Source organism: Citrobacter sp. Cpa228 (genome assembly GCF_030333085.1).
GTDB classification, from domain to species: Bacteria; Pseudomonadota; Gammaproteobacteria; order Enterobacterales; family Enterobacteriaceae; genus Citrobacter; species Citrobacter pasteurii.
Map to the genome: position 1 here is coordinate 68,175 of NZ_JAOWGQ010000043.1, position 25,377 is coordinate 93,551.

Genomic DNA, 25,377 nt, shown 5'->3' on the forward strand with positions numbered 1-25,377 from the left:
TGCGCGCATTTTGATATTCATGAATGTTATGTGATGAAGATACAATAAGCACAATGGTGATTATTATTCGGCCAGCACAATAACATCTCCTGTCGCGGGGGCTTCTTGTCCTGGCAACCACAAACGTCCCCACGCGCCGGTGCAGTGGCAGCCGAGAAGTTTTTCTGGCTGCTGTTGTTTAATAAATCGTCGGGTTTGCCATAACGTATAGGGCGATGCGCAGCGTAAATGGAAGCCACCGACCAGGGCATGAATTTTGCTGATGCCCGTTATTTGCTGGCAGTGAGCGACGATATTGGCAATACCCCGGTGTCCGCAGCCGGTAATGATGACTAATCCACGGTCTGACTTGTAGATCAATACCCCTTCGTCAGTGATGTAGTCCCGTTGGGGAGGATTCTCATTGATGACACCGTAGGCCTGCGGTGCGGATACGGATATTTCTCCTGACCACAGAAAGCGTTCGCTAAGGGGCAAAGGTTCACGGGAGTACGCCATCTGCAGACGAGAGTAATCATTATCGCGCGATAATTTCTTGATTTTACGGGTATATCCTGCAAGCGTGAACGCTGCGTAACGTTCGCAGGCAATGTGTGGATGACAGATGATGCGGCTGTTATCGGGAAGCCACGGGACGCCGCCACAGTGATCATAGTGACCATGTGAGAGCACGACAGCGGTTAACTGAGACAAGTCTACGCCCATCAGTGCGGCATTATGCCTAAAACTGTCATCAGGCCCGGTATCGAATAATATCGTGGTGGTTTCATCCTGAACTAACAGACTTAATCCAGGTTTTGCCCGTAGGGCTTTTTCTGCACCGCTGGCGCGCCTGTTTTCAAGCAACACCGTAAGGGTTAAAGCCATGCCTGACTCCAGCGTTAAAGCGACATACTGTAACGCACGGAATGTAAGAGCGCTGTGATCTCAGCGCTCTTTGGGACGGCTCAATGTTCCCTTTGCTCGCGCTCCTGGCGTTCATGCTCTTTATCACGGTTCTACTGATAAGATTTATTGACATTAACCACGGGAAAGCGCGCAGGCTGTGTTGCTATCCAGGCCCGCGCGCATGTCCGGGTGAAGACGATGGACTATCCTTGCGTTGCTGCCTGTTCGCGATGTTTTTTCGCCTGCAGCTCATGTGAATATGAATGACTGTTATTCATTGACTGATGAACGACCATCGCTTTTTCATGTTCATTCATTTGCGAAAAAGACAGTGCACTAGCCCGCGTGGATTGGCTATTCTGCACCTGTACTTCATGTGTTTGTGCCATTTTCTGATGAGCAGGTGCATCGCTATTATTCATCATCTCGTGAGCCACAGTTGCCTGCTGATGCGTTGTGGATGTTTCTGCCGCATTAACGCCAGCTGAGATAAAAAAAGCGATAGCTAAAAAGGAAGATATCTTATTCATCATATTTCTCCTGTGCCGGTTTACAGGAAAATTATAATAATCAGGGGCTGTCAGTGAGGTGACAGGATTATGACGATGATGTCAGAGAATAATAATATTAATATGAGGTTTAATCGATGGCGCATTAGCGCCATCAATAATAATTAAGCGGCATACTTGGGTAATGTCAGAATAAAGCGGGTAGCGCGAGCGTCGGATGTCACGGAGACCTTGCCCTGGTGGGCAATCACAATCGATTTCACTATCGCCAGGCCAATGCCGCTACCTTCGCCTTTACGCTGTCGTGAGGGGTCGACGCGATAAAACCGGTCAAAGAGTCGTGGCAGATGTTCCGCGGCTATTGGCGTACCGGGATTTTCCACAATAATATGCACGAGATCATCAGCCTCTTTCACTTGCACGGTGACAGACTCGCCTTTTGGCGTATAGCGCATCGCGTTAGAGAGCAGGTTGCTCATTGCCCGGCGTAACATTAACGGGTCGCCAGAAACCCAGCATGCCCGACCTTCAAAGCGCAGGCTGATTTCGCGTTCTTCCGCCCAGGCTTCGAAAAAGTCGAACACTTTACTGACCTCATCCGCAAGATTCAGCGCTGTTTTTTCCGGGATCAACTGATTATTGTCTGCCTGTGCCAGAAACAACATATCACTCACCATCTTCGACATGCGGCCAAACTCCTCGAGATTTGAGTAGAGCACATCTTCCAGCTCTTTCGTGCTGCGGGGATGGCTGAGGGCAATTTCTGTTTGCGTGACCAGGTTGGTGATTGGCGTGCGGATCTCGTGAGCAATATCTGCAGAGAAATTGGACTGACGTTTAAACACATCTTCGATTCGTTCGATCATGTGATTAAATGACTCAACCAGTTGTTCAAGCTCAATCGGCACGGCCTGCGGGTCCAGGCGAACATCGAGATCTTTAGAGGTGATATTTTGGATGCGCCGACTGACATTACGGATCGGTTCATGACCTTTATAGACGGCGAACAGCACGATAAAAACAATCATCATGCTAATTAACGATGCTGTCATGATCAGCTTGTTTTTCAGATCGTTAATGTAGTGCAGATGAAAATCGATCGATAACGCCATAAACAACGTATAGGCCGGTTTTCCGTCTGGCAACTGTCCAATGGGTAAACGAATCATTCGCCAGTTGGAGGACGCGTTTTTCCCGTGCGCATGTTCTGATGTTTGCAGCGTTGGGCCGGAAATTAAAAAGACATTACGGGTATGGGCATTTTTATCCGGCGTTGCCGTGGCGATAAACTGACGAAGATCCGGCGCATTAGGCGAATGAAAAATGGCCCTCTGATTGGCATCTTCCAGAGAAATAATGACGTTAGAATAACCCGAAACTACGTTTTTTAGTGTTTCCAGCCGACGCGATTCCGGTTCGTTCGGGTGGTTAATAATACGCTCCAGCGTCGCGCTGATCTCTTTTAAATCATTGATATCCTGCTCTGCGAAATGGACTTTCACCGAGTGGATCATTATCCATGCGAAAGCGAAAAATGAGGCGATAGTCGCCAGACTGATAAAAAAGGTTAACCGTGTTGCCAGCGAAAAAGGGCGCTGTAATCGTTTAGTGGCCATCCGGCACCTCAAGCATGTACCCCACGCCACGCACGGTCTGAATCAATTTCGGCTCAAAGTCATTATCGATTTTGGCCCGCAGACGCTTCACGGCGACGTCAATCGCATTGGTGTCGCTGTCAAAATTCATATCCCAGACCTGAGAGGCAATCAGCGAACGCGGCAACACTTCTCCCTGATGACGCAGGAAAAATTCAAGCAGCGTAAACTCTTTACTGGTCAGGGTGATGCGTGTGCCGTTGCGGGTGACCTTTCTGCTGACCAGATCGACCATTAAATCCGCGACCTGAAACTGACTTTCGACAATGACCGCGGCTCCCCGTCGCAGCAGCGTTCTGACCCGCGCCAGCAATTCCGCAAAGGCAAACGGTTTAACCAAATAATCATCAGCCCCCAGCTCCAGACCTTTGACCCGATGCTCAATGGTGCCCAGTGCGGTGAGCAGCAGAATGGGCATGCCTTTGTTGGCGGTGCGCAGCATCCGCACGATATCCCAGCCGTTTACATCGGGCAGCATGATGTCGAGAATGAGCAGGTCATAATCACCGGTCATTGCCAGGTGATATCCGTTCAGACCGTTGTCCGCCAAATCCACAACAAAACCCGCTTCCGTCAGGCCTTTCGTCAGGTATTCGCCGGTTTTTTTTTCATCTTCGACAATCAAAATCTTCATGACATTCTCCATCACGCACTGGCTGTGCGGATTTTCAATTCTAGAGAAGGCGGATCGGATAGCAATCGGTTATTGGCAAAATGACAGTTTTGTCATTTTCCTGTCACCGGTTAAACAGAGTCATTCAGGTATAAATTCACACATCTTTTATGGTTATCAGTCCGGTCTGGACGAGAAGAACTATGTACAAATTTAAGCTTCTTACCCTCAGCGCTATTTTTGTTCTGGCTGGCTGCTCGTTGGCTCCGGACTATCAGCGTCCGGCATTGCCGGTTCCGCAGCAATTCTCCTTAAGTCAGAACACGCTGGTTTCGGCCCCGATGGGATATCAGGATACGGGCTGGCGTACCTTTTTTGTTGACTCCCAGGTGAAGGCGTTGATTGGTGAGGCGCTGGTCAATAACCGGGATTTACGCATGGCGGTGCTGAAGGTTCAGGAAGCGAAAGCGCAATATGGTGTGACGGATGCCGATCGTTACCCGCAGCTTAACGCCGGTTCCAGCGGTACCTATAGCGGGAAATTAAAAGGCGATAGCAGCACCAATCGGGAATTTGAAGCGGGACTGAATCTCAGTTTCGATCTGGATTTCTTTGGGCGACTGAAAAATATGAGTGAAGCCGATCGGCAGAATTTTTTCGCCAGTGAAGAAGCGCGTCGAATGGTGCATATCTCATTAATTTCTAACGTGGCGCAAAGTTATTTCAACCAACGTCTGGCTTATGCGCAACTGCAAATTGCCGAAGAAACGTTGCAAAACTACCAGCGCTCTTATGCGTTTGTCGAGAAACAGTTGATGACCGGCAGTACGAACGTGCTGGCACTGGAACAGGCTCGCGGCGTGATTGAAAGCACACGCAGCGATATTGCCAAACGTCAAGGCGAACTGGCTCAGGCGAACAATGCACTGCAACTATTGCTGGGGACGTACGGGAAATTACCGGACGACCGCGTGCGCAGTCGCGGTGATATAAAACCCGTGACACTGCCCCCCGCACTCCCATCGCAAATATTATTGCAGCGCCCGGATATTATGGAAGCCGAACATGGATTGCTGGCGGCGAACGCCAATATTGGCGCTGCGCGTGCCGCATTTTTTCCATCGATTACGTTGACCAGCTCAGTATCCAGCAGCAGTGGCGATCTTTCCAGCCTCTTTAATGCGGCCAGCGGCATGTGGAATTTTGTCCCGAAAATAGACATTCCGATCTTTAACGCTGGACGTAATCAGTCAAATCTCGATTTAGCAGAAATCCGCCAGCAGCAATCGGTGGTGAATTACGAGCAGAAAATTCAGAACGCATTTAAAGAAGTTGCGGATGCGCTGGTGTTGCGTCAAAGCCTTGCCGATCAAATTACCGGACAACAGCGTTATCTGGACTCATTACACATCACGCTGCAACGCGCTCGTGCACTCTATCAACATGGTGCGGTTAGTTATATCGAAGTACTGGACGCCGAGCGTTCTTTATTCACTACACAGCAATCGTTGCTTGACCTTAATTATGCCCAACAGGTTAATGAAATTAAGCTGTTTGCTGCCTTAGGCGGTGGCTGGGTTGAATGATCTTTAATCTTAAATTCTCAGGAGTATATTGCATGAAAACTACCGCTAAAGCTGCTTTGTTTACTGTGTTATCTGTAGCCATGTTTAACGCTCAGGCCAATGAACATCAGCATGGCGAGATGGTGAATATGGCGCCTGCGGCCCAGCAGGAGCAAGTGATTAGTGCGACAGGCGTGATTGAATCTATTGATATGGATAGCAAAAAAGTCACGATTAAACATGAACCTATTCCCGCAGTGAACTGGCCGGCAATGACGATGCGTTTCACGCTGGTATCTGATACCAGGGCCGATGATATCCAGCCTGGTGATAAAGTTGCATTTACGTTTGTTCAGCAGGGAAATCTCTCTGTCTTACGCGATATTCACATCAGTAAATAACGGATCTCGCTGCTCTCTTTTATTCTTGCCCGGGTTTTCCTGGACACGGGCGAGACTATCGCGCAATGGAAATCACTATGGCGTCTTTAAATATTAAAAATACCGCGCTTATTCTCGGCAGCATGATTGTCGGCGGAATTATTTCTGTCGGTGTGTATACCTATTATTCATCCGCAAAAGTATCGGCCGATACCGGCGCTGCTCCACAAAAAGAAGAGCGTAAAGTTTTATTCTGGTACGACCCCATGTATCCCAACACGCGGTTTGATAAACCGGGTAAATCTCCGTTTATGGATATGGATTTGATCCCGAAATATGCCGATGAAGAGACGGCGAATACATCCGCACCGGGTGTGCGTATTGACCCGACACAGACCCAGAATCTGGGGCTAAAAACCGAACCCGTGCGCCGTGGGCCATTGCAATATGCACAAACTTTCCCGGCGAACGTCAGTTATAACGAATATCAATTTGTCATTGTTCAGGCGCGTTCGGCAGGCTTTATCGAGAAAGTCTATCCGCTGACCGTGGGCGACAAAATTAAGCAGGGCTCGCCGCTTATCGATCTGACAATTCCTGACTGGGTAGAAGCGCAAAGTGAATATTTACTGCTGCGGGAAACGGGCGGCAGCGCGACGCAGGTTGAAGGCATTCTGGAGAGATTACGCCTGGCGGGAATGCCGGAGGCGGACATTCAACGCTTGAAAGCGACGCGGAAAATTCAGACCCGCTTTACCCTCAAGGCTCCTATTGATGGGGTGATTACCGCGTTTGATTTACGTACTGGTATGAACATCTCAAAAGATAATGTGGTCGCGAAAATTCAGGGAATGGATCCGGTATGGGTCAGTGCTTCAGTCCCGGAATCTATCGCCTGGCTGATTAAAGACGCCTCACAATTCACCATTACCGTACCTGCCTGGCCGGGTAAACCCTTCACCATTAGCAAATGGAGTATTTTGCCGAGTGTGGATGCCACGACGCGCACGCTCCAGCTTCGTCTACAGGTTGATAACCCGGATGAGGCCCTTAAGCCGGGAATGAATGCCTATCTGCAACTAAAAACGCAAAGCGAACCGATGCTGCTGATCCCGTCTAAAGCGCTGATTGATACTGGTACCGAACAGCGGGTTATCACCGTCGATAATGAAGGACGATTTGTACCTAAGCAGGTTGCCGTATTTCATGAGTCTCAGGGGTTAACGGCCATCCGCTCTGGTCTGAGCGAAGGTGAAAACGTGGTGTCCAGCGGTCTGTTTCTGATCGATTCCGAAGCGAATATTTCTGGCGCTCTGGATCGTATGCGCACCCAGGAAAATGGGACACACGCTGTACCCGCGATGCCTGCCCAGGCGACCCATTCACACTGAGGACATGATAAATGATTGAATGGATTATTCGCCGCTCGGTGGCAAACCGTTTCCTGGTGATGATGGGGGCGCTGTTTCTCAGCATCTGGGGCACCTGGACCATTGTGAATACGCCGGTTGATGCGCTGCCCGATCTTTCTGATGTGCAGGTGATCATCAAAACCAGTTATCCGGGGCAAGCGCCGCAAATTGTTGAAAATCAGGTGACCTATCCGCTGACCACCACCATGCTGTCGGTGCCGGGAGCGAAAACGGTGCGTGGTTTCTCGCAATTTGGCGACTCTTACGTGTATGTCATTTTTGAAGACGGTACCGATCCTTATTGGGCGCGCTCCCGTGTCCTGGAATATCTCAACCAGGTGCAGGGGAAATTACCCGCAGGCGTCAGTGCTGAAATGGGACCGGATGCGACAGGGGTCGGCTGGATATTTGAATATGCGCTGGTGGATCGCAGCGGCAAACATGATCTTGCCCAATTACGTTCGCTGCAGGACTGGTTCTTAAAATATGAATTGAAAACCATCCCTAACGTAGCGGAAGTTGCCTCGGTGGGCGGGGTGGTCAAAGAGTACCAGGTTGTCATCGATCCGATGAAGCTGACGCAATATAGCATCAGCCTGGGTGAGGTGAAATCGGCGCTGGATGCCTCAAACCAGGAAGCCGGTGGTTCATCTGTCGAAATGGCAGAAGCGGAATATATGGTCCGTGCCAGTGGGTATCTGCAGTCCCTTGATGACTTCAATAATATCGTGCTGAAAACCGGCGCTGATGGTGTTCCGGTCTATCTACGTGATGTTGCCCGCGTACAAATTGGGCCAGAAATGCGCCGCGGGATCGCCGAGCTGAATGGCGAAGGCGAAGTGGCAGGCGGCGTAGTGATCCTGCGTTCCGGTAAAAATGCGCGCGAGGTGATCTCCGCGGTTAAGGCTAAACTTGAAACGCTGAAGAGCAGTCTGCCGGAAGGCGTTGAAGTAGTTACAACATACGATCGCAGTCAACTGATCGATCGCGCGATTGATAACCTGAGCTACAAGCTGCTGGAAGAGTTTATCGTTGTGGCGCTGGTGTGTGCGCTGTTCCTGTGGCATATCCGCTCGGCGCTGGTGGCCATTATTTCTCTGCCGCTGGGACTGTGTATCGCGTTTATCGTGATGCATTTCCAGGGACTGAACGCCAACATTATGTCGCTTGGGGGGATAGCCATCGCGGTCGGCGCGATGGTTGACGCCGCAATCGTTATGATTGAGAACGCGCATAAGCGGCTGGAAGAGTGGGGGCATCAGCATCCGGGTGAAAAGCTGGATAACGATACGCGCTTGAAAGTCATCACCAACGCCTCGGTGGAAGTCGGCCCGGCGCTGTTCATTAGCTTACTGATTATCACGCTATCGTTTATCCCTATCTTCACCCTTGAAGGGCAGGAAGGGCGGTTGTTTGGTCCGCTGGCGTTTACCAAAACCTACGCGATGGCAGGTGCTGCGTTTCTGGCCATTGTGGTGATCCCGATCCTGATGGGATTTTGGATCCGTGGCAAGATCCCGGCGGAAAGCAGCAACCCGCTTAACCGTTTCCTGATTCGTATTTATCATCCGTTATTGTTGAAAGTGCTGCACTGGCCGAAAACGACCTTGCTGGTGGCGGTTCTGTCGATCCTGACCGTCATCTTCCCGCTGAATAAGGTTGGGGGCGAATTTTTACCACAGATTAACGAAGGCGATCTGTTGTATATGCCTTCAACCTTGCCGGGGATTTCCGCAGCGCAGGCGGCAGATATGCTGCAAAAAACCGATAAGCTCATCATGACGGTTCCTGAAGTGGCGCGCGTGTTTGGTAAAACCGGTAAAGCTGAAACGGCGACCGACTCCGCGCCGTTAGAAATGGTGGAAACCACCATCCAATTGAAGCCGCAGGATCAGTGGCGCCCGGGAATGACGATGGACAAAATCATTGAGGAACTGGACAAAACCGTTCGTTTACCGGGGCTGGCGAATCTGTGGGTCCCGCCAATTCGTAACCGTATCGATATGCTCTCTACGGGGATTAAAAGTCCTATCGGCATTAAGGTATCGGGTACCGTGTTGTCGGATATTGACGCCACGGCAGAGCAAATCGAAGAAGTCGCAAGAACGGTGCCTGGCGTGGCGTCCGCACTGGCTGAACGTCTGGTCGGCGGACGTTATCTTAGCGTAGATATTCATCGTGAAAAGGCCGCCCGTTATGGGATGACCGTCGGCGATGTGCAACTGTTTATCACCTCAGCGGTAGGCGGCGCCATGGTAAGTGAAACGGTTGAAGGTATCGCCCGCTACCCGATCAATCTGCGTTATCCACAAAGCTATCGCGATAGCCCGGAAACGCTACGGCATCTGCCGATACTGACGCCAATGAAACAGCAAATCACGCTCGCGGATGTGGCGGATGTGCAGGTGGTTTCGGGGCCGTCGATGTTGAAAACCGAGAATGCGCGGCCAACCAGTTGGATCTACATTGATGCCCGCGATCGTGACATGGTGTCGGTGGTGAACGATCTGAAAAAAGCGATTGCTGAAAACGTCCAGCTAAAACCGGGGACCAGCGTGGCATTCTCCGGGCAGTTTGAGCTGCTTGAGCGCGCCAGCCACAAGCTTAAACTGATGGTGCCGATGACGCTGATGATTATCTTCGTACTACTGTATCTGGCATTCCGTCGTTTTGGCGAAGCACTGTTGATTATCACCAGTGTGCCCTTTGCGCTGGTAGGCGGAATTTGGTTTCTCTACTGGATGGGATTCCATATGTCGGTCGCGACCGGGACCGGATTCATCGCACTGGCAGGCGTGGCTGCCGAATTTGGTGTGGTGATGCTGATGTACCTGCGCCACGCCATTGAAGCTGAGCCTGCGCTGGAAAATCCGCAAACCTTTACCGTGGATAAACTGGATGAGGCGTTGTACCACGGAGCGGTACTGCGTGTGCGTCCTAAAGCAATGACTGTCGCGGTCATCATTGCGGGTCTGCTGCCGATTTTATGGGGAACGGGAGCCGGGTCTGAAGTCATGAGCCGTATCGCTGCACCGATGATTGGCGGCATGATCACGGCACCTTTGCTGTCACTGTTTATCATTCCGGCAGCGTATAAGCTGATGTGGCTGCACAGGCATCGCACCCAGAAATAGCCCCCGATAGCGCTCGCCTTCAGTCCTTTGACGGTGGGCGCTATGATTCCAGCGCTTTCACCCGTTTACGGTACTCGCCAGGCGTGCAGCCGAATTCACGCAGAAAAACTTTGTGAAAAGATGACTCGCTGGCATATCCCACCGATTCGGCAATCACGACCAATGGCTGGGCGCCGCGCGACAGCATCTGGGCGGCGAATTGCAGACGCAATGTGGTGAGTACGGCGAGCGGCGTGGAGTTTGAAACCTCGCGAAACAGTTGGGCAAAACTGGCCCGGGACATATGCGCGCGCTGCGCCAGTTCTTCAACACTCCAGGGATGTGCGGGTGATTCCAGCATCTGGAACACCACCGCTCCCAGTCGGGGATGTAATAGCAGATTCAGCACATTTTTGGCAGGGGGGGCCTGAGATAACCATTCGCGAACGGCAAGCGTGAACAGCGTGGCGCATTGCTGGCTGCACACAACGTTGGAACCGGGCAGCATGCTTAATGATTCCTGCTGCATCAGCCCAATCATCGCCTTAAGCCAGTGGTAAACGGGGCTATTTTCGCCAGGTGCCAGCAGCAAAACTTCCGGCAACGCGGTTAAAAAATAGCGGGAGGATGTCTGTAGTTGCAGACTTCCGCAGACAATATGCGTTTGCTCTTCACCTGACTGGCACAACCGATGCGCGGAGTTTTGCGGCAAGATGACTACCGTACCAGGACGCAGTGTATAAGTGTTGCCGTCAGGCATCTCCAGTAAAGCGCTACCTAGGGTTACCGTATGCCAGCGGATCACGGATAACTCACCAGCTGCATGAGGGAGTTGCCAGTCTCTGCTCAATAAGCAGTTTTGATCAATAGAACCCTGCGGATCGTTAAGCATTAGCAAGCGGCTAAGTGCATCCATAAAGACTCCTGAACAATTTTTGTTGTTGTTGATAGCACCGTAATTATCATCATATTTTTGCATTAAATTAATACTATCAAATAGTTAATTTGCATTTCGTTTTGCATATCTTTAGTTTTTATTATTTGGGATTAGACGATTGAACAGAAAATTGCGCGTTATGGATATGCTGACCTGACAGGGCACTGCCTATAATCCAGAGTAACAAATGAACAATGACTTTGCGGAGAGGCAGCATGAAACAATATCAGGCGATCATTATTGGATTTGGCAAAGCAGGTAAGACGCTGGCGGCTACGCTGGCAAAGACGGGCTGGCGGGTAGCGATTATTGAGCAATCCAACACCATGTATGGCGGAACATGCATTAATATCGGCTGTATTCCAACCAAAACCCTGGTACATGATGCTGAGCTGCAGCATGACTTTGCGACTGCAATGCAACGTAAGACTTCCGTGGTCAGCTTTCTGCGCGATAAAAACTTCCATAATCTGGCCGATCTGGAAAATGTGGATGTGATTGAAGGGCGTGCTGAATTTGTCGACAACTATACCGTGCGGGTAATGCAGTCGACAGGGACGCTTGAGCTAAGCGGTGAGAAGATTTTTATTAATACCGGTGCACAGTCGACGATTCCGGATATTGCGGGATTATCCAGTACGCCAGGCGTCTTTGACAGCACCGGGTTGCTGAATTTGACCCAACGCCCACAGCGCCTGGGTATCCTGGGGGGTGGCTATATCGGCGTTGAGTTCGCGTCGATGTTTGCCAACTTCGGCAGTCAGGTCACTATTTTTGAGGCTGCACCGCTGTTTTTGCCCCGTGAGGACCGGGATATCGCCGATGCGATCGCTGATATTTTACGCGATAAAGGCGTCAAACTGATCCTCAATGCTAAGGTGCAGTCGGTTTCGTCTCATGATGGCGCGGTGCAGCTACAGATGCCGGAAGGGGAACCGGTGGTTGACGCACTGCTGGTGGCATCAGGCCGCAAGCCGGCGACGGAACAGCTGCAACTGAAAAAAGCCGGTGTCGATGTGAACGATCGTGGCGGCATTATTGTGAATAAATATTTGCGGACGTCGGCGGATAACATCTGGGCTATGGGAGATGTAACAGGGGGGCTGCAATTTACCTATATCTCACTGGACGACTTCCGTATTGTGCGTGATGGCCTGTTAGGCGAAGGGCTAAGAAACACCGGCGATCGGCAAAATGTGCCATATTCCGTCTTTATGACACCGCCACTTTCCCGCGTGGGGATGACTGAAGAGCAGGCTCGTGCCAGCGGTGCGGCGGTACAGGTGGTGACGCTTCCCGTCGCTGCGATTCCACGGGCGCGAGTCATGGATGATACGCGTGGTGTACTTAAAGCTGTGGTGGACACGGATACGCAGCAGATATTAGGTGTCTCACTGCTGTGTGTGGATTCGCATGAGATGATTAATATCATTAAAACTGTGATGGATGCCGGGTTACCTTATACCGTGTTGCGTGACCAAATATTTACCCATCCAAGTATGAGTGAGTCATTAAACGATCTTTTTTCTCTCGTTCAATAATAAATATAGAGTCTGCATCTTTGCCCCACCTGTGTGGGGGTTTTTTGGCCCACGTCAGTGTATCTGCTGTTTCAGCAGCACCTTCTGTTGTCGAAGAGGCCATTGCTAAACTGGCGCAAGAAAAGCAGGCATCATCATGGAAAATTACCTCGATGAGAATTGATAGCAGTACTTATGCCACTGTAATTTTGTACAAGTAGGATTGCCGTCATGGAAAAATATCTTCGTTTACTGGGGCAGTGATGATAATTGCCGATTCTGCCCGAGCAATCGTTAAACAACGGTATTGAATTTTTAACGCTGTACCCTCTGTAAGAGAGTTTGCCACTCTAATTTAATTCGGTATTTACCGGGGCCAACATCATGCTGGTCTTTTTATTACTTAAGTTAAATTACGATTAATATACCTGAATGATACATTCATCCCTGTGAAATGAGACGTCATTGTATTGGTATTAGTTGGCTAATGACCACCTGCTGGATATCGTGCCTATAGGTTCAGCAACCCCCTGTCCACGCTCTGTATTGTCAACCTCTTAGTTTTACAGCATTTTTTCTATTTTATTTCTATGCGATTATTGCTATTTATTATCTCAAAATCGAATTTTTAAAAGTGTTGTTATTCACTTTTGTTATAATCATTGCGTAGGTTTGCATGGTTTTAGGCATGGCTTAAGCTAAAATTAATTCTGATTAAATGTTTTTACGTATCAATAAATGATGAAAGATAGTTAAAAACTTAAGTTTTAATCAACTGTTCGACATGGAATCCACTATGGTAATTAGGCGCCAGGGGTGGATGCTGATCTCGCGTTTTTGTCTGTCATCAGACCGGGGCCGAGACATATCTTAAATATGGAAATAAGGGTTTTAGAATGAACTTTGGATTAGCAAAGGACAACAAGTTTGAGATCATCGCTATCCTTCGTGAAGAACTGCATAAGAAGACGAAGCTGGAAGTTTTATGTGAAAACACCAGCGTCATCACGCAGTTAGAAAGGATCGATTTCGAACGCTTTGTAGTCACCGGTCATGAAGACATCATTCCTGAAAAGATCCAATACTTTATCCTGCATAGTGACAGCGGGATTATAAAATTTAGCGCCAGATTTGAAGCAACCTCATCAACAGGTGCTGAGGCAGGATTATCCTACCTCATCCCGGATATGATTTTCTTTGCCCAACAGCGACAGAATCAGCGGTTTTCTTTTCTGAAGGGGTTCGATTTTTTCTGTTTTGGTCGTTACAAAAACGGAGAGAACTACTCACTTAAGATTAAAAACATCTCTCAAGGTGGCTGTGCGTTAATCGCTAAAGATGTTAATGCCCGTTTTCTTTACAAGGATGCAGTGATTAAAAATGCTGCTCTGGATTTTGATACGTTCGGCAGTTTTCAGCTTGATCTAAAAGTCATTGATGTCGTCGCGATCAACGAATTTGATGAGGATAATCAATTGTATGCCTGTCATCAGGTTTCTTGCGAGTTCGATTTTAAGAACCGTCGTGAAGAGGCTGAAGTTGAGAAAACCATTATTAAATTTTTAATGAGTAATAAAATTAGAAGCTTATAAGGAGCGGTGAACAGGATGTTGATGTGTGGCAGTGATAATTTTGTAGGCAACGGTATGTTTGCCTACCTGACAAGCAAACATGTGCCGATAAAAACATTCCAGTTTGAGGATATGTTGCAGCAGCCGTCATTATGCCAGCATCAGACAATGGTTTTTAATATCATTAACAATGAACAGCCTTGTTCCGCCATTGTGCAGTTTTTGAATAAAAACCGGTTCAAGTTTTATAATAGCGTCGTCGTTATCGTTGCTGATAGTTTGGTGGCGAAATTATGTGTTGAATTATTATACGTTGAAAAAACCATAGTATTGACTGAGAAATCCTCATTGCGTGATTTTGCTCAGTTGGCTACGTTGTCAGCCGGGAAATGGAATCCCCGACTGTATCGTTCGCAGAAAAGATTGACGGAAAGAGAGCAACAAATCCTCAATCTATTGGTAAGTGGTTATTCTGCCGAGGAAATCTCTGAATTGGTTAGCCTGAACTATAAGACTATTCAGGCGCATAAGATGAGAGTTGTTGCCAAGCTGGGACTGACCAATACCTCTGATCTGAATAAACTGATTGTCAGATTTACCCACAGCATGTCTTTTTTACCCTAACCTGGCTATTCTTTTCTGATGTAACGCACTTAACAGCACGTACAACTCGGGAGTGATTTTGACTGGTTTTTAATTTATATGATTTGTAGAGGGAGAGGGGGAATGTTTAATTCCGATGAGGTGCTCACCGCGCTTGAAAAGGCATTGAATACCAGTCAGCTTTATATGGTTTATCAGCCTATTTTTAATTTACATACCGAGTGTATTAGCGGGTTTGAAGCATTAATGCGGTGGAACAGCCCTCAGATGGGTATGATTTCTCCTGATGTATTTATTACGTTACTGGAAGACAGAGGCAATATATTTTCAATTGAAGATATGGTTGCCAGTCCGCCGTGGAATGTTGCGAGTACCTGGTCCGAACCTCTTGTATTATCAGTAAATATTTCTGCGCTTGAATTCTGCGATCCTCTTTTACCTCAACGAATCAGACAAAACCTGGCCGCTTCCGGCCTTCCGGTTCATCGATGCCAGATTGAAATAACGGAAACATCGCCGCTGTGTGACAGCCAAATAGCGGCGAAAAATATGACGGAACTGAAGGCAATAGGGGTCAAGTTAGCGCTTGATGATTTTGGTACCGGGCACGCTAATCTTAATTATCTGTTGAAATACCCTTTTGATACCTTAAAAATTGATAAAGAGTTTGTCACCGAAATAGAGCCCGACACTAAATCGACAAGGATTATTGAGGGCATCATTTCTTTAGCGCACAATTTTGGCATTGAAGTCCTGGCCGAAGGGGTCGAAACCCAGTCTCAACTTGATCGCCTGACGCAGATTGGCTGTGACAAAATTCAAGGCTTCTTCATTTCTCCCCCGGTGTTGGCAGAACAGATTCCTTCACTCTTAGCGCAATATAACCGTTAATCTCATCCCTCTTTGTTGTTCCCCTGATCGTTGATTCTTCCGCGTTACCGGGTGGTGTCGCCTGTGCCTTATCCGGCCTGCAGGAACGAACACAAGTCCGTAGGCGTGATAAGTGCGGCGTATCAGGCAGTGCTGTATTCTGGACCGACAAAAAAAAGCCCCCTGTGAACAGGGGGCTTGCGAGTTTATACCTGCTTAAAACGATTTCTTAAAGCCAATAGACGCATTGACCGGGGCTTCAACCTGCGATTTATTGCTGCCGTTGCTGAACTGTGTCCCCAGTTCGCCGTAGACCTGCAGATTTCGGTCGATAGACCACGACAGACCCGCTGCAACCTCGGTGCTGGAGTACTGCTGTGAAGATTCCAGCGTGGTGGTGGCGACCGCATTGCTGAAGTGCGTTTTATCTTTGGAACCCAGACCCTGCCAGACGTTTACCCGGCCGTACGGCTGGAATTTACCATGGTTGGTGTCGTAGTCCGCGACCAGACGCACGCCCAGACGCGCGGTAAAGGAATCGGCGGTGTCCATATTCACTCTCGTTTGGGTTACACCATCCAGCGTGCTGTTATCAAAGTCGCTGTACTGATAGATCAACTGGGCCTGCGGTTCCAGGCTCCAGGCGCTGGCACCTAAACGGAATGCTTTACCCACTTCAGTTGAGGCCGTCAACGTATTGCCTTTGACGGTGTAAGAGCCGTTGTTACCCGATGCCGACAGGCGGGATTTATGGTTCCCGTATTGCAGCACGTTATCGACATACATACCGTCACCAGAGAACCAGGTGGCATAACCGCCAACGTAAAATGCGTTGTCGTCGATGTTGCCGCCTTTGCCGTTGCTGCCCGTTTTACTGCCTTTCACATTGCTGTCGATATCAAGGATGCTGGTATACATCCCGGCTTTCCAGCTTTCATTGGCGTACATATCGACGCCGACCTGAATACCCATGGTATGGGAGCTGGTTTGCGTCCCGGCCGCATCATCCAGTTTGGTTTTACCGGAATAACCAATCATTCTTGCCCAGGCGCGATTGTCTTCATCAAGTCCCGGTTTAACCTCGTCACCCATACGCTGGTGCATGTTGCCTAACAGGCTGATGTCACCCTGGCGAACCACGCTGGCGAGACCAGAATACAGCATGGTTTCTGGACGGTATTCACTCCTCAGGTACCAGTTTTCGCCCTGACCCTGCGCATTCCCGGCATGCAGTTGGTACTCAAATGCGCCCGCAGCCATACGCTCGGCGGCAAGATGGAAGGCATCCCGTGAGGTTTGCGCCGTGGTGGTTGCACCGTTGAGCGCCGTAACCACTTCGATGCCGTCACCCACGGTCGGTGCGCCAAGGCCGGAGCCATCGACATCCAGCAGCGTACTGCCGCTGGCTTTACCGCCATCAATAATCAGACGGTCAGCAATACCTGCGCCGCTACCGTTCTGGATAGCCGCCATGTTGATAGTGCCTTTTTCGCCGGCGTAATCCCCTTTGACGGTTAAGGTTGTGCCAGGTTGCTGGCCGATGAGCGACACATCGCCACCGTTGCTCAGCCCTGCGACTGTCTGGTTATAACCCTGGGTATTCAGGGTGGTGCCCGCGACAACATAGTGGTGCGAGGCGGCGCTCAGGGTATTGGTATCACCGGCTTGCAATACCCCGCTGGTGATGAGCGTTGCACCGCTGTAGCTGTTTTGGCCTTGCAGCTCCGTCGTACCGCTACCGGTCTGATGCAACTGACCTTCTCCGCTGATATTACCGCTTAACGCCAGAGTATCGGCGCGATTAACGTTGAGCACGCCGTTATCAACGATATCCCCTTCAATACTACCTATCGTACCGCCAGTGCCGAGCTGCAATACACCTTGTTCGATGGTGGTGCCGCCGGTATAGGTGTTATCCAGCGTCAACGTCAGTGAACCTTTACCGGTTTTGGTCAGTTGACCGTTACCTTCGACTTCCGTCAGCAGGGACACATCATGTCCGTTGGTGTCGAATGTCCCACCACCAGATTCCAGCGTAACCTGACGTGCGGTATCAAACGCTTCACCATATTTCAGCGTACCGCCGTTAAAGGTGATTCCGGTCTCTGCCGCGCCGAGGTTGGTATCGCCTGCAACCTGAAGCGTCCCTGACGTGATAGTCGTGCCGCCGCTGTAGGTGTTGTTGCCCGTCAGGATCAACGTACCGAGATCGCCTTTATTCAGACCACCGGTACCGCGGATCACGCTGTCAATGGTTGCGGTGTAGTTGACGCCATCGATCGTACCATCACCGACGCGAATCAACGTATTGGCGGTATCGGTAGTAATGGCTTCACCGCCTACACGATAACCGTCGGTGGCGAATTGTGCGCCACTGATGATGACATCGCCTTTACTGTTATCGACGGTCACATTACCGGCTTCCCCCTGGAAGACGGCAAATGCGGCATCGGTAAACGGAGCATTCAGCGCGCCCTCTGGCGTCGATTCATCCGTGGTCCAGTTGTCGTTACCCTGGCTGGATTGCCAGATACCGTCGCCGCCGTTGATGACGCCGTTGTTTTTCAGCTCGCCATTTTCACCGCCGGTGCCGTCCCAGAAGCGCAGCGTTAGTCCGGCATGGTTAACCAGGTTAACCTGATTTTTCACCGAAGTTTGTACGTATAAACTGTCTGCGGCTTCCGGTGCGTTAGCAATGTCCATCACATTGTTGGTTAATGTGCCGGTATAGTTGATGACGCGATAAACGCCAACGTCAAAGCTTCCGCCCGGAGAAGTCTCGATATTGAGCTTACCGTCGAGCGTCAGGGAGCCATTCACGTCGATCAGGTCGTTGAATGCGCCGCCTGGGGTATAAGCCTGGCCAAACTGGTAATCCAACTGGGCGTTATCGCTTAGCGTCAGTGAACCGGTAGTCAGTTTACCCACGCTATTGATGGCGGCACCGGCGGTAATATGGCCGTTATCCTGCACATCGACCGCACCGCCGATAATGCCGTTACCACCGAGGGTGGCACCCGATTTCACTGTGACCTGACCGGTAGAAGCAGACTGATTGCCGTTGACCAGCAGCACACCTTCGTTGACGTCCGTGGTGCCGGTGTAGGTGTTGTCGCCGGTCAGGATCAGTGTACCGTTACCGATTTTCACCAGGCTGCCGTCGTTGCCGCTGATAATGCCGCTGATGGTGTCAGGCTCCGGAAGCACCAGATTCCCCAGCGACAATTCTTTATTGCCCAGTTCGACATTACCCGCACCGGACAATGAACCGATGGAAGTCGCGCTGTTGACTGCGCTGACATCTACCAGACCGCCTGCAAGGTTTTTGACGACGGTATTCTCTGCCATTGCCTGGTCAGCAAAGGTCATCAGCCCGCTGTTAGTTACATCGGCATTGCCGCCGTTGGCGTTTTCTTCCAGCGCCAGTGTGCTGTCTTTTGCCACGCTGACCGTCGCGTTGCCCGCAGTGGCGTTATTGGTTAACAGCGCTTTCGCTGTGCCCGTCAGGTTCAGTTTGGCGCGGGCGGCTGTGACGGTATCCGCCAGCGTTAACAGGCTGTCGGCAATGTTCATGGTCAGTGATTGTAGACGGGTGTCTGCGCCGCTGACGTTGAGCGTTGCCCCATTATTAACGGTGATGGTGCTGCTCTCGTTGCTGCCGAACGCGCCGGTTTTGCTGGCATTGACCGTCACATTGTTGGCATTGCCGGTGCCGGCAATTTCGGTGTCGCCTTTGTAGCTGTTCGCGCGGTCGAGCGTTAAGGTACTGCCCGCATCGCTTGAGCTGCTGGTGACTTTCAGTTTACCGTCGCCGGTAATCTCGCCGGTCGGCGTGAAGTGGTGCGAATTAAGGTCAAACACCGCGGCTTTATCATTCGCGCCCAGTTCAATGGTGCGATTGCTGGTCAAATCCGCACCTAATTGCAATGTCGAGGCGTTGTTAATCGCCAAATCGGTTCCGCTCTGTCCGAGGTTATTATCGGAGGAGATCTGCAACGTGCCGCTATCAATGCGCGTACCGCCACGATACTCGTTATTGCCACTGAGGATCAGGCGACCGAGGTCGGTTTTCACCAGTGTCAGTTTGTCGTTGGTGCTGGCTTCACGGATGACGGACTCAATGGTCGCGGTATAGTTTTGCCCCGCGCCACCGGCTCCGACGCGCAGCATCAGCTCACCGGTTCCCGGCGTCTGGCCTGCGTGGGTCGCGCTTTCCGTGGTGGCATACGCGTTAAGTGCATTACCTTTCACGACATAGCCATCGGCATCAAACTGTGCCCCGGAGAAGTTAACCTCACCTGCAGCGTTATCCACGGTAACGGTACCGCCCTTGGTGGTGAAGACAGCAAAGGATTTCTGCGCCCACGGGGCGTTGCCCTCGCCGGTAGCTGTCGTCCAGTTGTTGTCACCCTGAGCACCGATCGCCATCCATTTACCATCGCCACCGTCAATCTTGCTGTTGCCTTCGATGCCGGATGCACCATGGCTCTGATTGACAGTTGCACCGTCCCAGAACTGCAGGGTAACGCCGTTGGCGTTCACCAGGTTGACCTGTTTGTCGATAGAGGTCTGGACAAAGATGTTGCTCTTATTCTGAGTGTCCGGTACAGCACCTAACTCCAGCGTCTGGTTATTCAGCGTACCGCCGTAGTTATAAATACGGTACACCCCAGGACCGAAATTCCCGCCCGATGACGTGGTGACATCCAGAGTCCCGTCCAGTTGCAGATCGCCTGTGACGTTGATCAGGTCATTCAGCTTACCGCCCGGTGTATAGGCCTGGCCCAGTTCGAAGGCGGAAGTCGTTTTGCTGCCAAGCTGCAGATTACCGTTAATGGATAACGTACCCGCACCGCCGTCACCAGCGCTAATTGTTGTGGCATCGTTCATCAACACGTTGCCGCCGATAATGCCATTACCACCCAGTGTGGATGTGCCGCTGACGGTGGTTGCGCCACGTGCCGCGCTTTGATCGCCATTCACCAACAGCGTGCCGTTGGTGACGGTGGTATCACCGGTATAGGTATTGTTGCCGGTCAGACGGGTAATGCCGCCACCTATTTGCTGCAGTGCACCGATACCGGATATAACGCCATTCAGCAGGACGTCGTTGGCGCGATTAATCGCCAGTATGCCGTTATCGATGATGTCAGATTCGGTGCTAACTTCGCCCGTGTTTCCGCCGGAACCTAACTGCAACGTACCTGTTTGCGCAATGGTGGTAGAGCCGGTGTAGCTGTTGTTGGCGGTAAAGACCGTGGTGCCGCCTGCCGCACGTTCAAACTTCCCGTCACCGCTGATAGTACCGTTATAGATTTGCGCCGCGGTGTTATCACCCTGGGTATCGAAGATAACCCTGCTGCCTGCGCCCTGGGTTGTGACATTGTAGTCGCCAATACTGGCGGCAGTACTGGTTGGCTCGACATGGTCGCCGGTGCGCAGCGTTGCACCATTGTTTACAGCAATAGTTTTGCTTGCCAGACTCAGGTTTTCAACGATGCGGACATCCGCGTTTGACCCGCTGAGGGTCAGCGAATCCCAGCCGGTGCCAATATTCGTGCCGGTAGTCAGGTTGTCGCTGACCAGCGTTCCAATCTTCGCATCTTTTGTATCGGTGAAGGTGAGGGCGTTGCCCGTACCTGCAGCGGTAGTGATGTGCCGCGTTTTCTCCAGCGTCACATTGCCGATGTTGGCTTTATTGTTACCGCCAGTACCGGCGAAATTCACTTCACCGGCATAGGTGCCGCTACGCCAGTTGAAGGTGTCCGTACCTTCACCGGTATTGATTACGCCGCTGGTGACACCGCCGCTGATATCAATAGTGTCATTGCCTTTACCAGACTGAATGGCCACCGCAGTGTCGGTGATGGCCTGCAGAGTGCCGGTGTTGGTAATGGTTTTACTGCTGTCTCCGCTGGCGTCGATTACCGCAGAGGTGGTGCTGGCAGAGATAATCTTGCCGCTGTTGGTCAATGCGCTGACGTTTTTCGCGATGATGGCAGAGCCACCGGCGGCGTTGTGCACATTGATATCGGCACTGGTAGTGACTTTACCGTTTGTGTTGGCGCGGATACCGCTGCCTTCGCTGTTCAGTACCTCAATGGTATAGCCTTTGTCGATGGTCAGATTGCCCGTCACCGCGTCACCATTGCGCTGTTCAAAGGCGAATCCGGTACCTTTGCCGTTAACGTTGAGAATGTTGTTTAGTCCATCTTTCATGTTCAGCGCGACGCTGGTACGGATCCCCGCGCCGTCGTTGGCATTGATGGTGACGTCGTTGAGCGTGATATCGGTATTGTTGGCATCGTTTTGAATGCCCGCGCCAGTCCCTTTAGCGCTAATCGTTACCCCTTTTGCAGCCAGCTTACCGGCTCCGGTATCGAGACGAATACCATCCGCCGAACCATTGGTCGTGATTGCATCACCGGCATTACCGGTAATACTCAGGCTGGCACCATTGGTCAGCAGCACGCCTGCGGTTCCGTCGTCAACGGTTACCTGACCCAGTTTTTTAATCTGTGCGCTGGCACCCGAAGCGCGAACGCCAATACCGTTGCTGACATGCAAGGCGCTGGAGGAGTTGTTGGTTAAGCTCCCGTCTTTTTGAACATCAACGCCGATACTGTCGATGCTGGCCAGATTGATACTTGATTCGCTATCGAGGATCAGGTTACCCAGATTTCTCGCTATATAGGCGATCACTTCATTGCCACTGGCTTCAGAGGTGATCTTCGCGTTTGAAGTAAGCGTAGTGCTGGTGGCATTACCCTCTGCGCTGCCATTCAACCGATGCGCCTGGCCATCAACCACCCCGGCAACGGTACGTTCACCGGTTAAATTAATGGTGGTTTTGTCGCTGATATTACCGCTGGCTCCGCCTTCGATGACCAGTGCTGCGGAATCGCTACCCTGCACGGTAAATGTGGCTTCACCAGTATCGACTTGACTGCCTGCACCGGTAGCGAGAACGCCAACAGAGTTCTTACCGCTGAGGGTAAGGTCAAGGTTGGAGCTGGCCTGGCTGCCAGGAGGGGTGGTGTTACCGGCCAGTAATGCGCCATTGGCGATACGGAAAATGGTGGTGCGATCCTGACCGTTGTCATTTATCACCGCCTGACCAATATTGGCGGCCGCGTCTTTCCCATACAGATAATAGCCAATCTGATCGGTGTTGTTGAACACCGGGCTACTCAGGCTATCAACGTTAGCAATGGCGTTATCACGCACGTGTACGCCGATATTCCCGGCCTTGTCCAGCGTAATGTTGGAGTAGACGTTGACCACGGCCTGACCTTTGGCGCCTCCTTCAGCCCAGATGGCGTAGTTACGATCGTTGATGCCACCCGTACCGCCCACGATAATAGAGCCTGTGGCACTGGTGGTTACTTCGGCATTTTTGTTATTGGCGCTGACGTGGATCCCCACGTTATTCGTGCCGTTGACGTTAATCTTGCCGTCGTTGCGGATTTCCTGATTATTTTCCGTGCCGCTGTCACGCACGGAGATACCGTAGTTCTTGTTGTTTCCCGCATCCCCATTACCATTGATGACGATGTTGCCCGTATTCAGTACGTTGCCGGTTGCGTTGCCGATCAAAATTCCTGCCGCGTTACGGACACCGGTACCCAACGTGATGAGACCGTTGTTAATAACCTCTTTGGCGCTTTTGGTCATAATTCCGGCGCTCAGGCTGGCACCACCTGGCATGATGACATCCTGGGTCAGGTTACTTGCGTCACGACCAAGGTAAATAGCGGCATCAGCACTGTTGGTAAAGGTCGCATTTCCCGCGACTTCCACGCCAAAGGCGGTGCCTTCACCGTAAGACTCACCGTTTTTACGTCCGTCGACGACGTTAATATTGCCGTTATTGACACCTTTTGCCTCGCCGGACAACTGCATACCAATGGCCAGCGTCAGCGACGTATCAGGTTTATCCTTGCTCCAGGGATCGGCGGCAGATGCGGTGCCGAAGTTATCGGTAGTGATCGCCTGGTTGATGGTGCCTTCGTTGGTGATAACGCTGGTACCTTGCCCCTGCATACCGAATGCGCCGTAGCTGTTAACGTTCTGATTACCATCTTTATCAATGAACAGACCTGAGTTGATAGTTCCGCGGTTGGTTGCCTCGGCGTTTTGCGCCAACATGCCAATCGCCAGGCTTTGCCCGCCAGAACTGCGTAGCGCGTTCAGCTCGCCGAGGTTGTTGATAACCCCACCATCAATGGCTTTCATGACGCCATTGATACTGCCGTCAACGGCGATTATCGCCTCTTTGTTCAGGGTACCGGTGGTGCCAGCGCCGTTGGCATAAATGGCATGCAACTCACCGCGGGCGGCAGTGGCGTTGTTGATATGTGACTCTCCATCGGTCCAGACTTTGTAGTCCCATGTGAGTTCATCAGACGACTTACTGGAATTAATTAAGCTATCGATATACCCGGCATACTTTGCTTGTGCTGCTGTGACGGTTGTGACCTCTTCAGCCTCCAGCCACAATTGGATTTGGCTGACCTTATCGCCATTGGCATTTTCTGCGGCGTCGGCACTTCTGCCTAACAGGAAGTCGTTAAAATCAGCCAACTCCTGCGTACTGGTAATGGTGAATGTGCGCACCCCGGTTTCGATAACCTTGCCATCTGCATCATAGCCATAAGTCATCAGCGTCACATCATCGCCAAAGACAGAGGTTTGCGCTGAGCCGGCGAATGTTTTTTCAGGGATAACCGGAGCGGCGTTAAATTTTATATAGTTATCGGACTGCCAGTTCACCTGGCTGTTGGCGCCTTGCGCTTCCAGTAAGGAGGAGTCTTTGGCCAGTAACTCGATGGTATTGGCTTTGTCGCGTACATTGAGCGTGTCATTACCTATGTTCAGGTTGGCCGTAGCACCATCGGTTGCCAGCGCGATACCAAACTGCTTATAGATTTCAGACCTGGTTGCATCATAAGTATTTAATACGGAATCGCCGATTTGCGATTTAGTAAGAAAGCGACTTAACACATCGGTATCATAGACCTTAATGGTTTCTGTGCCGTCCGGGAATGCCGGGTCAACCACCTTGAAGTTTTCGCTTTGAGAAGGCGTAGCCGATTGGTTATACGTCACGTATTCCGCCAGCTCTTCAACTGTGGTGATTTTTTTTGCATCCTGGCCTGGGCTGGTGGCCTGCAGGGTGATTTTTCCTGTTCGCAGTAACTCACTGATGGTGGTTGATTCTACAACGCCGCTTTGACCCGGATTAATTGTCGGGATTGCGCCGCTGATATTGAGTGTCTGACTGGCAGTATTATTTTCATATAAGAAGCCGTAGTCGTGGGGAGCCTGATAAACGCCCGCAGAAATACCGTTCTGGAAATCGTCAGAAATATTTCGCTCGCCCGTAGCGGTAATCTGCGCAGCTGAGGCCATCATCGTAGCGCCACTTAATGCACTGGCGGCCAGTACCGCAACAGTTTTACGTGAACTGCTTTTTTTCTTACCTCTGGTTAATTCAGAGACGACAACCCAGATGCCGAGTGCCGCGTTCCAAATAATGCTGTAAACCTTATTCATATATAACCCTCGTTTACATTCCTGTTATGTATGTGTTAATACGTTGAGTTGTTGGCGATGGTTGGCACGCGGATGTGCTACCCGGTATGTCGATTTTCGAAAATAGTGATCCCTTCCGGGCCAGGCGGAATTAAAAATGAGCCGAAAGGAAATCTGTTAATAATTAACTGTGATTACTATCCTTAA

14 protein-coding genes and 1 pseudogene are annotated in these 25,377 nt (G+C 50.8%); 9 read left to right on the plus strand and 6 right to left on the minus strand.

The genetic code is table 11. The features are described 5' to 3' along the window. Nucleotides 1-63: 63 nt before the first annotated feature. From OGX91_RS09675 to cusR, 4 genes are all read right to left on the minus strand, one after another. Nucleotides 64-867: an MBL fold metallo-hydrolase gene (locus OGX91_RS09675; RefSeq protein ID WP_040232626.1), complete on the minus strand. Its 804-nt coding sequence runs from the start codon at nucleotides 865-867 to the stop codon at nucleotides 64-66. A 224-nt stretch (nucleotides 868-1,091) separates the two neighbouring features. Next, nucleotides 1,092-1,418, minus strand: coding sequence for a PcoE/SilE family metal-binding protein (locus tag OGX91_RS09680; protein WP_149691433.1), 327 nt, complete (start codon nucleotides 1,416-1,418; stop codon nucleotides 1,092-1,094). Between the two features lie 143 nt (nucleotides 1,419-1,561). After that, the gene (locus OGX91_RS09685; protein WP_286626115.1) at nucleotides 1,562-3,013 is read right to left on the minus strand and encodes a Cu(+)/Ag(+) sensor histidine kinase; all 1,452 of its coding nucleotides are present in this window, start codon (nucleotides 3,011-3,013) and stop codon (nucleotides 1,562-1,564) included. Continuing rightward, on the minus strand, nucleotides 3,003-3,686 hold the full coding sequence (gene cusR, locus OGX91_RS09690; RefSeq protein ID WP_040232623.1) for a copper response regulator transcription factor CusR: 684 nt from the start codon (nucleotides 3,684-3,686) through the stop codon (nucleotides 3,003-3,005). Before cusR ends, OGX91_RS09685 begins: the two co-directional genes overlap by 11 nt. A gap of 182 nt (nucleotides 3,687-3,868) precedes the next feature. Here cusR and OGX91_RS09695 point away from each other — a divergent pair, with 182 nt between their 5' ends. The 4 genes from OGX91_RS09695 (at nucleotide 3,869) to OGX91_RS09710 (ending at nucleotide 10,156) form a co-directional block, all read left to right on the plus strand. After that, a complete protein-coding gene (locus OGX91_RS09695; RefSeq protein ID WP_149691382.1) occupies nucleotides 3,869-5,251 on the plus strand; it encodes an efflux transporter outer membrane subunit in 1,383 nt (460 codons plus the stop codon). A 32-nt stretch (nucleotides 5,252-5,283) separates the two neighbouring features. Continuing rightward, the gene (gene cusF / locus OGX91_RS09700) at nucleotides 5,284-5,631 is read left to right on the plus strand and encodes a cation efflux system protein CusF (protein WP_188231768.1); all 348 of its coding nucleotides are present in this window, start codon (nucleotides 5,284-5,286) and stop codon (nucleotides 5,629-5,631) included. A gap of 77 nt (nucleotides 5,632-5,708) precedes the next feature. Continuing rightward, the gene (locus OGX91_RS09705; protein WP_199947272.1) at nucleotides 5,709-7,001 is read left to right on the plus strand and encodes an efflux RND transporter periplasmic adaptor subunit; all 1,293 of its coding nucleotides are present in this window, start codon (nucleotides 5,709-5,711) and stop codon (nucleotides 6,999-7,001) included. Nucleotides 7,002-7,012: 11 nt separating this feature from the next. Further along, nucleotides 7,013-10,156, plus strand: coding sequence for a CusA/CzcA family heavy metal efflux RND transporter (locus tag OGX91_RS09710; RefSeq protein WP_286626120.1), 3,144 nt, complete (start codon nucleotides 7,013-7,015; stop codon nucleotides 10,154-10,156). Nucleotides 10,157-10,196: 40 nt separating this feature from the next. On the opposite strand, the gene rclR is transcribed toward OGX91_RS09710, so the two are convergent. Then, nucleotides 10,197-11,051, minus strand: coding sequence for a reactive chlorine-specific transcriptional regulator RclR (rclR, locus tag OGX91_RS09715; RefSeq protein ID WP_286626122.1), 855 nt, complete (start codon nucleotides 11,049-11,051; stop codon nucleotides 10,197-10,199). A 236-nt stretch (nucleotides 11,052-11,287) separates the two neighbouring features. Between rclR and rclA the strand changes: the two genes are divergently transcribed. From rclA to OGX91_RS09740, 5 genes and pseudogenes are all read left to right on the plus strand, one after another. Next, a complete protein-coding gene (gene rclA / locus OGX91_RS09720) occupies nucleotides 11,288-12,613 on the plus strand; it encodes a reactive chlorine resistance oxidoreductase RclA (RefSeq protein WP_149691379.1) in 1,326 nt (441 codons plus the stop codon). Nucleotides 12,614-12,663: 50 nt separating this feature from the next. Next, nucleotides 12,664-12,813 (plus strand): annotated as a pseudogene (locus tag OGX91_RS09725) (YdgH/BhsA/McbA-like domain containing protein); the annotation flags it as partial. A 675-nt stretch (nucleotides 12,814-13,488) separates the two neighbouring features. Next, the gene (locus tag OGX91_RS09730) at nucleotides 13,489-14,184 is read left to right on the plus strand and encodes a flagellar brake protein (RefSeq protein WP_005122030.1); all 696 of its coding nucleotides are present in this window, start codon (nucleotides 13,489-13,491) and stop codon (nucleotides 14,182-14,184) included. 21 nt (nucleotides 14,185-14,205) lie between these two features. Beyond that, nucleotides 14,206-14,787: a helix-turn-helix transcriptional regulator gene (locus tag OGX91_RS09735; protein ID WP_286626126.1), complete on the plus strand. Its 582-nt coding sequence runs from the start codon at nucleotides 14,206-14,208 to the stop codon at nucleotides 14,785-14,787. 102 nt (nucleotides 14,788-14,889) lie between these two features. Continuing rightward, nucleotides 14,890-15,657, plus strand: a complete 768-nt coding sequence (locus tag OGX91_RS09740) for an EAL domain-containing protein (RefSeq protein WP_040232611.1) — start codon at nucleotides 14,890-14,892, stop codon at nucleotides 15,655-15,657. A gap of 195 nt (nucleotides 15,658-15,852) precedes the next feature. Here the strand turns inward: OGX91_RS09740 and OGX91_RS09745 are convergent, their stop codons facing one another. Then, nucleotides 15,853-25,191: an autotransporter outer membrane beta-barrel domain-containing protein gene (locus OGX91_RS09745; RefSeq protein WP_286626127.1), complete on the minus strand. Its 9,339-nt coding sequence runs from the start codon at nucleotides 25,189-25,191 to the stop codon at nucleotides 15,853-15,855. Between the last annotated feature and the right edge of the window lie 186 nt (nucleotides 25,192-25,377).